General features: G+C 65.8%; 8 protein-coding genes and 4 tRNA genes. 8 read left to right on the plus strand and 4 right to left on the minus strand.

The genetic code is table 11. The features are described 5' to 3' along the window. Positions 1 to 41 precede the first annotated feature (41 nt). Positions 42 to 113, minus strand: a tRNA-Val gene (locus T333_RS25315). 400 nt (positions 114 to 513) lie between these two features. Between T333_RS25315 and T333_RS25320 the strand changes: the two genes are divergently transcribed. The 3 genes from T333_RS25320 (at position 514) to T333_RS25330 (ending at position 778) form a co-directional block, all read left to right on the plus strand. Then, a tRNA-Gly gene (locus T333_RS25320) sits at positions 514 to 586 on the plus strand. A 45-nt stretch (positions 587 to 631) separates the two neighbouring features. Further along, positions 632 to 702, plus strand: a tRNA-Cys gene (locus tag T333_RS25325). A gap of 1 nt (position 703) precedes the next feature. Beyond that, positions 704 to 778: transfer RNA gene (locus T333_RS25330), tRNA-Val, on the plus strand. Between the two features lie 824 nt (positions 779 to 1,602). Here T333_RS25330 and T333_RS25335 read toward each other — a convergent pair. Next, positions 1,603 to 1,758, minus strand: a complete 156-nt coding sequence (locus T333_RS25335) for a hypothetical protein (protein WP_496426057.1) — start codon at positions 1,756 to 1,758, stop codon at positions 1,603 to 1,605. 295 nt (positions 1,759 to 2,053) lie between these two features. On the opposite strand from T333_RS25335, the gene T333_RS25340 reads away from it, so the two are divergent. Then, positions 2,054 to 2,992 (plus strand): helix-turn-helix domain-containing protein, encoded by a 939-nt coding sequence (locus tag T333_RS25340; RefSeq protein WP_496426058.1) that lies wholly within the window; start codon positions 2,054 to 2,056, stop codon positions 2,990 to 2,992. A gap of 306 nt (positions 2,993 to 3,298) precedes the next feature. Here T333_RS25340 and T333_RS25345 read toward each other — a convergent pair whose 3' ends face one another. Next, on the minus strand, positions 3,299 to 3,889 hold the full coding sequence (locus tag T333_RS25345) for a hypothetical protein (protein ID WP_496426059.1): 591 nt from the start codon (positions 3,887 to 3,889) through the stop codon (positions 3,299 to 3,301). A gap of 360 nt (positions 3,890 to 4,249) precedes the next feature. Between T333_RS25345 and T333_RS25350 the strand changes: the two genes are divergently transcribed. The 3 genes from T333_RS25350 to T333_RS25360 all read left to right on the plus strand — a co-directional run bounded on the left by T333_RS25350 (position 4,250) and on the right by T333_RS25360 (position 6,574). Beyond that, positions 4,250 to 4,600, plus strand: a complete 351-nt coding sequence (locus T333_RS25350) for a hypothetical protein (protein ID WP_496426060.1) — start codon at positions 4,250 to 4,252, stop codon at positions 4,598 to 4,600. Between the two features lie 445 nt (positions 4,601 to 5,045). Next, entirely contained in the window at positions 5,046 to 5,474 is a 429-nt protein-coding gene (locus T333_RS25355) for a nucleoside triphosphate pyrophosphohydrolase (protein ID WP_496426061.1), read from the plus strand. After that, positions 5,429 to 6,574 carry a hypothetical protein gene (locus tag T333_RS25360; protein ID WP_496426062.1) on the plus strand — a complete coding sequence of 382 codons (1,146 nt, stop codon included), beginning with the start codon at positions 5,429 to 5,431 and terminating at the stop codon, positions 6,572 to 6,574. The genes T333_RS25355 and T333_RS25360 overlap by 46 nt, the downstream gene beginning before the upstream one ends. Positions 6,575 to 6,608: 34 nt before the next feature. Here T333_RS25360 and T333_RS25365 read toward each other — a convergent pair whose 3' ends face one another. Beyond that, the gene (locus tag T333_RS25365) at positions 6,609 to 7,565 is read right to left on the minus strand and encodes a hypothetical protein (protein ID WP_354999629.1); all 957 of its coding nucleotides are present in this window, start codon (positions 7,563 to 7,565) and stop codon (positions 6,609 to 6,611) included. Positions 7,566 to 7,935: 370 nt separating this feature from the next. Between T333_RS25365 and T333_RS25370 the strand changes: the two genes are divergently transcribed. Continuing rightward, positions 7,936 to 8,321: hypothetical protein (locus T333_RS25370; RefSeq protein WP_496426063.1), on the plus strand; the 386-nt coding region annotated here is incomplete at its 3' end.

Genomic DNA, 8,321 nt, shown 5'->3' on the forward strand with positions numbered 1-8,321 from the left:
GCGCTATTCTCTCGAAATAGCGCTGACCTGCGGCTTCTGAGTGGTCCCAGCTGGGATCGAACCAGCGACCTTCCGCGTGTGAGGCGGACGCTCTCCCGCTGAGCTATGAGACCGAACTCTCCGTTCGGGCGGCGACTGGAGTGGCCCTCCGAACGAGATGGAACATTAGCACGCTCTACCGGTCAGCCACCAAATCGCCACTTGGACAGCACCGATTCGTCGTGTTGCGGGTGAATGGTCGTGTTGCGTGTGAGCCACGGCGCGGCCCCGCACCGAACCCCGGTCTTCACCCCCGCGCGACCGACCGAACGAGATGCCGCGCTCGCGGGTCGAGGGCGACTCCTCGGCCCACACACCTCCCCAGTCCCCCACACCCCACCGGCCGCATCGGCCACATTCGCAACTTCGCCGTTTCCGGCCGTTCTACCAGCGGATTTGTACCTTTCGCCGGGCGTCGGCTAATGTTCTGTCTCGCACCGAGGAGGCCGGAACGAAAGCCCCCGAGATGCAAATGCGGATGTAGCGCAGCTGGTAGCGCATCACCTTGCCAAGGTGAGGGTCGCGGGTTCGAATCCCGTCATCCGCTCGAGAGGTAGGGCCAGGCAGTGTAAACAGCCTTCCCCCTTTGCGCGGTGGAGTGGCCGAGTGGTGAGGCAACGGCCTGCAAAGCCGTGCACACGGGTTCGATTCCCGTCTCCACCTCGCGCGATTAGCTCAGCGGGAGAGCGCTTCCCTGACACGGAAGAGGTCACTGGTTCAATCCCAGTATCGCGCACCACCGTCTCACAGATCGGACCCGGTTTCGACCGGGTCCGATTTTGTTTCTGCCCCCTGCGGCGCTCCCTCGACGCGCCGGGTGGTCGGCGCCCAGCCGGGCCGCACAGACGAACCGGGGCTCGCAGCTGCACTGCACGGCTAGGATTCCGCGGGGTGGATACTGTGTTCGAATCCGCGCCCTACCCGACTCGTTGCGGCCAATGCGGATCCCCCGCCGAGGTAACGGTCATCGAAACTCTCGTAGGAAACGACCACGGGTGGGACATGGTGACAGATTGCTCGATGTGTGAAAACGTCTGGCACGAATGCGGTTACGAGCCTCCGCTGCCCGAAAGTGTTCGCGATGCCCTCCTGGCCGCGAATGGTCCGACCACCCTCACGGTCGAGGCAGGCAGCACATCCACGGCGGCAGTCATGAAAGCCCTTCGCGCCGCACGGCCGCTATCTCTGTCGGAGGCGCGATCGCTGGCCGACACAGCCTTCGAGACCGGGCTGGAGGGGACCCTCGTCGAAATGCAGGTGGTAGCGCGGCTACTTCGCAGGGCGGGGGCGAGCGTGAGCGTTCAGAGGCTCAGCGGCGACAGGTGATTCGCGAGTGACGCGGCCCCGCTCGTTCGAGTTCGGCCGCCGCTGGATCTACGACGAGCACGACGTCGACGCCTGGATCCTCGAAAGGGAGCTCGCCAGCACGTATGGACTTCGTCCACTCGAAACTGTTGCCGCCGTGCCTACTTCAGTCGTCGTAGTCGGACGGCCAGAAGATCATTGCGACGACGACGGCCAGCAGTAGCGCGATCACAAACACAAGACCGGCTTACGCCGCGCTCACCTACGCACCCCGCCGAGCGCGGGCCAGCGGACGAACGACTCTCGCGGCGCGGCGCATTCGACGTCCGCAACCGACATCAACCGATCCAGCGTCAGGACGTCGACGTGCGCCGAGGAGGGCAACAGGACGACGCCGGCCCCCGAAAATTCCACCTGTTCGACCAAACTGAGCGCGGAAGCAGGGGCAGCCCACCGCAGTGGATAACCCAATCGTCGCGCTAACCGGCGCACCTGCGCGCGATCCCATTCCGGTGTCGGCGAACACGGGTCTGTCCATCCGAGCGCGTCCACTCCCTGCCCTTCGTCCCCTGTCGTAGTTGGCAAGCTCCCGCCGCCGAGGACCAGCGGCGACCAGGCGGCGGGGCTGAAATCGACGCTATGTGTGGACGGTTGGCACTCCTATGGTTTCGCCGTCCACATGCGTCTACAGCCCCGTTACGCTGGAATGGTGGAAACCGGGGCGCTCCTGCGCGCCGCCCGCGAGGCGGCGGGCATTTCCCTGCGCGGTATGGCGGAACGGACCTTCTACAGCACGGCGTACCTGTCGCTGATCGAGACAGGACAACGCCCGGTGCCCGCCGGGGTGACTGCCGCCTACGAGAGGGTGCTGGGGACGACGGACCTCGGCCGTCCTACTGCCGCAACGAGATCGGCCGCGAGCGTGGACGCCAGCGCCTTGGCCGAGGTCGCCATGATGCTCTCGTCTACCCGGCGGATCGAGGACGCGGCCGGTGCGTTGGCGGTGCTTCCGGCCGTGCGCGGCATGTCCGCCATGGCCGAGCAGTTCGCCCGTGAGGCGCGGACGGCGCGAACAGAGGCGGTAGCGCTCGCCTCCGAGATCACACAGTATCGCGGTTGGCTCGAACACGCGGTAGGGGCGGACACCGCTGCGCGACGAAGCCTTTCCACGGCAGTGGAGTTGGCCGCCGAGTCCCGCGACCTGGACCGACTTGTCCATAGCCTCGGCTTCGCCGGATACGTGGCTTGGAGCGCGACAGGCGACTACGGCGAAGTGATCGCCCTCTCGGACGCCGCGCCGGCCGTCCGTGGCGCGCATCCCGTCCTGATCGCCTACGCATGGATGCGGCGGGCCGAGCTGCTGGCAGCGCACGGAGAGACACAGGAGGCCCAGCACGCGCTGGCCGACGCGGACTCGGCGACCGAAGCAGCGCACGGCCTCGAACCCCCGGAAGCGATGTACTGGTGGACGCCCGGATTCGGCGCGGTACAACGCGGTGGCGTTCTGTCCTTGCTAGGGGACACGGCCCGTGCGATCGAGGAAGCCACGAACGGCCTGATGGAGATGCCTGTCGAGCACCGCCGGACCGAATGGTTGGCATCCGCCCTCCGCCGCGTCGACCCGGACATGAGCGCGGTCAGCGGGTAGGCGCGGTGGCCGCGCGAGTGCACACCCAACACACGCATGGCTATGCCAGAGCTTTCGGTGTAGCCCGGACTTGCTCGAACCCCTTATTTGCGCTGTTAGAGTGCAAGTTCGAGGTGATCGGAGTTGTTCGGATTCCCCAACTGGAGTGCGATACCAGAACTGACGCGCGGGAGAAGTCATTGGTTCAATCCCCCGTATCGCGCACCACCGTCTCACAGATCAGGCCCCCTTTCGCGGGGCCTATCTTGTCTCAGGAACTGTTCATGAACTGATGCAAGTGGAGCGAACCGAGCGGCCTGCCCTTGCTCAGTTCGAGCCGGGTTCTAGCGCCTCATCTCTTGCCCGACCCTCCCTCGCCGTTCGCCGTCGGCGCCGACCGATGTCGACACGGTCCTGCCCGCCGGGGTCGAACTTCTCAAGCAGGGGCGGCTCCGAATCCATCTCGATGAGGAACTGTTTCACCACCTTTCCCCAGCGGTCGTACGCACCCTGACGGGTCATGTCGCACGCGGCTCCTATCTGCTGCCATGTCGCACCGGCTGCCCGAGCGGTACCAACGGCACGCAGCGGGTCTACCTTCGCCTGATGCCGAATACGGAGCTTGGTCAACTCCCAAAGAAGTCGAGGCTGACCATCAAGTAGCTCCGGACCAACCGGTGGTGGCCGCCCTTCACGCAGCGCCGCTCGGTTAAGTAGTTCCGTAGCAAGCTCATCGCACCACTGCCGAATAGACGCAGTCAATTCGCCCACGGCCCACACGAGATCCGACGGTCCAGGCTCCGGGGTGTCGCCGCACCCTTCACCCGCGTCCATGCCATCCATGATGTCAAGAAAACCAGTACAGAAACTGGATGTCAAGAAAATCAGTACATCGAGAAGCTTGCTGGAAGTGGCCATAACTACCAAATCTCGCAAAAATTAGTGACCGCAGTCACAATGCAAAAGTGGAGTTGCTCACACACACTTGCGGAACGAAACAGCTGGCAACAGTACTGCAAACCGCGATATCGCCCGGACCAGCAGCTATGCGCAAAGACAGGCGTCCAGTCGAATATTCGGACTCAACACAGCTCGGATCCGCTCGTTTTCGAGTCATCATCGTGTCGACCTTGGGGGCTACAGTCGATCCAGCATCGCGGCGGCCCGACGAGATCACGTACTCATATGAGTCGTGCTCCGCCCTCTGATCCAGAGCGGAGCACGAACCTCTACGGTCGACTCGGTGCCATGGGACACGACATTTGAATAGGAACCGCCATGGCGACGATAGCCCCGGACATCCACTCAATCAATCGAGCGGATCAGAACATGACCATCTTCACTCTCGACCAGGATCAGCTGCTCAAGCCCGGAATGGCGAGCGCGGAGGCATCGACCACCCCGCCGGTCGACCTTCAAGCCCGTCCGATCGACAACTCCACGAGCTTCACCCTGGTCTTGGTCATGGTGCTCGTGGTCGCAGCGTTCGTCGGTACCATACGCGCCTTCATCGAGCACTCCGACGGGCAAAGCGCCCGCAGGGCGTTCGTTCTGGGGGCTGGTTGGGCCGGGTACACGGCCTTGGGTGGCTTCGCGCTCATCACCCTGCTCGCACTCGCACCGGCATAACCTGCGACGGGCAGTAGAACAGCTTAGCGCTCGGCGAAACTTCGTCAATGCCAGGCTGTTTTCGCTTTCCGGGCGCAACTTCCTCCGCCTTCTTCGCACGTTCCGGCTGACGATTCGCTTCGCTCCGCCGCCTCGAGTTCGTAAAGGGTGTGAGCGACCTTGCCTGCGACACGGAGGTTGTGAAACTTCTGCCATCGACGGAGTCGAACGCACGGCCGCGTCGGCGAGCGCATCCGTAGCCTGACCGTTCGTGATGGACGGCTCTCGCTCCCGTTCGAGAATCGAAAGAAAGCCCCTGTCGCAAAAGTTCGTCAACGATGACGCTTGGGGATATCCGGTTGATCGGTCGAGAAGTCACGCCAAGGACAGCATTGCCAGTTCCCCCAGCGGAACAACGTCGCGACCGAAGCGTGCGAGTTCGAGAAGCGTTGATCCGAGCGCGAACTTGTTGGAGATCATCCGGGTTAGCGGCCGTACGCCGGAAGTACGTGTCCTCGAACCCGAGGACTACGAAGACGCGTTGCACGAGAAGCTGCTCGAGGAAGCAGCCGAATTGCGCGCTGCCGACGCCGACGACCGACTGGGCAAAGCCGCGGACGTGCGCGAGGTCCTCCTCACACTCGCGACGCTGAACGGGTTCACGCTGGAAGACATCGTTCGCGCCGCGAAAGCGAAGTCGGCGGAACGCGGTGTTTCGAGGGTCGGCTGTGGCTGGACGGCAGCTGATCCTGATGCCGAGCGTGGCATGGATTGTCGGACAGGGCCGTTAGGCTGCGGGTTGTGGCTGGTGAATTGGGGTTTGGCGGCGAGGGGGACGGGGGGTTGTTCGTGGACGACATTCGGGGGGAGGTGTCGTTCGGGCTCGAAGAGGTGAACGAGGGGGGGGCGGGGATGGTGGGGGTGTTCGCGGAGCGGCGGAAGCGGGATGCGGAGATTCTGGGGTATCGGCTGGGGATCGGTGGGGAGGGGCCGGAGACGTTGGCGCGGATCGGGGCGCGGTTCGATTTGGCGCGGGATCGGGTGCGGCAGTTGCACACTCGGGCGGTCGGGCAGATGTTGCGGGAGGCGGCGCTGAGCCGGGGGCAGGCGGAGGTGTTCGCCCAGCGGTATCCGGTGGACGGGCGGGATTCGGCGCTGGTGCGGGCGCTGCTGGTGGAGACGTACGCGACCGACACGGATCTGGCGGCCAACGAGTTGTCGTATCTGAAGCTGCGGCTCGCGGGGCACGCTCCGGAGGACGCGAAGCGGATCGCGGGCTACGTCATGCAGCGGATCATGGCGTGGCAGAAGAAGACGAATCGGCAGCTGGCGAAATTGCGCGACGCCGAACCCGCGGCCGCCACGGAGGTCGGTGAGTGGTCGGCGCGAATCGAGTGGCCTTCGCGCGCGCCCGCCGCACTGCCGACGAGTTCCGCGCGGACGGTCGACGGTGACGACGACGGTCGCGGACGGTTCTACCTGGACAAGGTGGGCCGCGACGTCGGCTTCGACTCCGCGCTTCAGGCCAGGCTGTTGCGCACGCTCAACGCGGCGGACCTGGTCGAGACGTTCCAGGAACATCCGGTGGCGGTGCCGTACGACATCGACGGTTCGGAACGTATTTACTACCCGAGCGTCGGCGCACGTCTCACCGACGGACGGGTGGTGCTGATCGACGTGCAGCCGCTCGGCCACGTCGCCTTCCACGTCAACCGCGTCAAGTCCGCGGCCGCCCGAGCCCGCGCGCACGCCGAAGGGTGGGGGTGGTTCGTCTGGACGGGCAGCCGCCTCGGCCTACCGGAGCTGGCCCGCCTCGAGGTGGAAGCCAGTCACGAGAAGGAACTCACCGAACTCGTCGAACGCGGCCCGGTGCCGTGGCAAGAAATACGGCGGCTGCACCACGAGACCGGCTTCGAACTCCTCGACTTCGCCGCGCTGGTGCTGCGCAACGAATGGCGTTGGGACCGCGGCCCCTTCCGCCTGACCAGCGCCTGATCCGCTACTCCCAGCCCCGTATAGCAATCGAAACTCAGCGCACCACCATCGCCGCCGCGAGGAACGTCACGATCAGCAGCATCGCGCAGTAGGTGATCAGTTGCCAGTGGCTGACGGTTTGCTGAAGGCCGGCGATGGTGGTGCGCAGGCTGTTGTCCACGCGGTGGTGGTCGGCGAGCTTGCGGTTCACCTCGGCCAGGGCGTCGGCCTGCTCCTGGGCGTCGTGTTCGGCGCGCTCCAGGCGGGCGGTCAGCTTCATGACCTGTTTCTGCTTGTCTCTGACCGATTTCCGGGAGAGGGCGAGCGCGGTGCGCTGGTTCATCAGCTCCTGCCGCTGCCGGGCGATCACCGCGGCCTGTGTTCTCGTGTGATGCTCCCAGTCGGTCACGGTGGCCCATCCTCCCGTCATCTCGTCGCGAAAACCCCAAACGATCTCACCCGACACCCAGCCGCGCAAGAACTCGCGCAGTTCGAACGGCGCCCGCTTGGGCATCGCGACCGCGCTGTGCTCGGCGTCGAGCATGCCCATGTCGGCGAGGTAATCGCAGGCGGGCGGGGCGAAGTCGGCGATGCCGAGCGCGGGCAGGTGAGCGACCCAGTACCCGGGCTGGCACAGCCACAGCACGCCGTCGCAACCCGCCTCGCGCAACCGGGCCGTGTGCTCCAGGGCGAGGGTCCGGTCCAGCGGCCCGCCACGCACCTCGATGGCGTAGGTCCGCTCGCCGATCCGCCACAGGATGTCGACGCGGATGCCGCCGATGCGCCGATCCACGTCGGCCTCGTCGGCGCCGAACGCGACCAGCCTGCCGCACAACCAATACTTGAGTCGCTGGAGATCCCATTGGGCGTGAGCGCATCCGGGACACCGGCAGCTGTACCGGGACCGATCACTCACCGCGGTACGGATCTCGTCCGGCACATCGGCGATGCCCAATTCGGCGAGCACCGCCCGACGCCCGCAAGCCTGCTCCACGCGCTGCGTCGTTCTCACGCGATCACTCCCCTGCCCAACACCGCACGGTCTCGCGACCTACTCCATAGATCAAGAGTGCGCCTATCTTTCTCCGCTCGCCAGCCCCCTTTACCCCGCGCTCGGGTGCGCCGCGTCCGCCGCGACGCCGCTCACCAGGCGTTGTGCGCTGCGTCACAAGGGATTTCGCAGCGACATGCGCGAGAAACACCACAGAAAGTTTGGTCGATTGATACTTGCCGCCAATTCGGTGACGCGGCCGGGCGCGCCGGATCGCCCGCCCGCTGCCGCGACCGCGACGGCCGGTGCTCGCCCCGCACCCCCGAGGGGCTGCGGATAGAATCGCCGGGCCACGCACGCAGTTCGGGCATCGACGGGGAAGAAGGTACGCATGGAGCACGGCCAGCAGGGCGCCGAGTCGGTCGGCGCGGTCTTGTCGGGCATCGCGGAGCTCCTGCGCGAGGTGAGCGACAAGCTCGACAGCGTCGCCGCCCGGGTGGGCGACGACAACGGCGTCGAGGCGCGCCTGAAGAAGTTGGAGGCCTGGGCCTTCCGCACCGAACAGAGTGTTTCGTCGCTGGAAGCCCGGTTCGACGACGTGGCATCCGGCGCTGCCGTCGAACGCACCGCACCGCGCGCGCGTGCCGAGCACCGCGCGCCCACGGCGCGAACCGACGCAACGCGGCCCGAGACGCTACGGCCCGATACTCCTCGCCTCGAGGCCACGCGCTCCGAGACGCTGCGCCCCGAAACCACACGCCCCGAAACGCTGCGCCC

The sequence above is a fragment of the Nocardia sp. CNS-044 genome, from assembly GCF_059570515.1.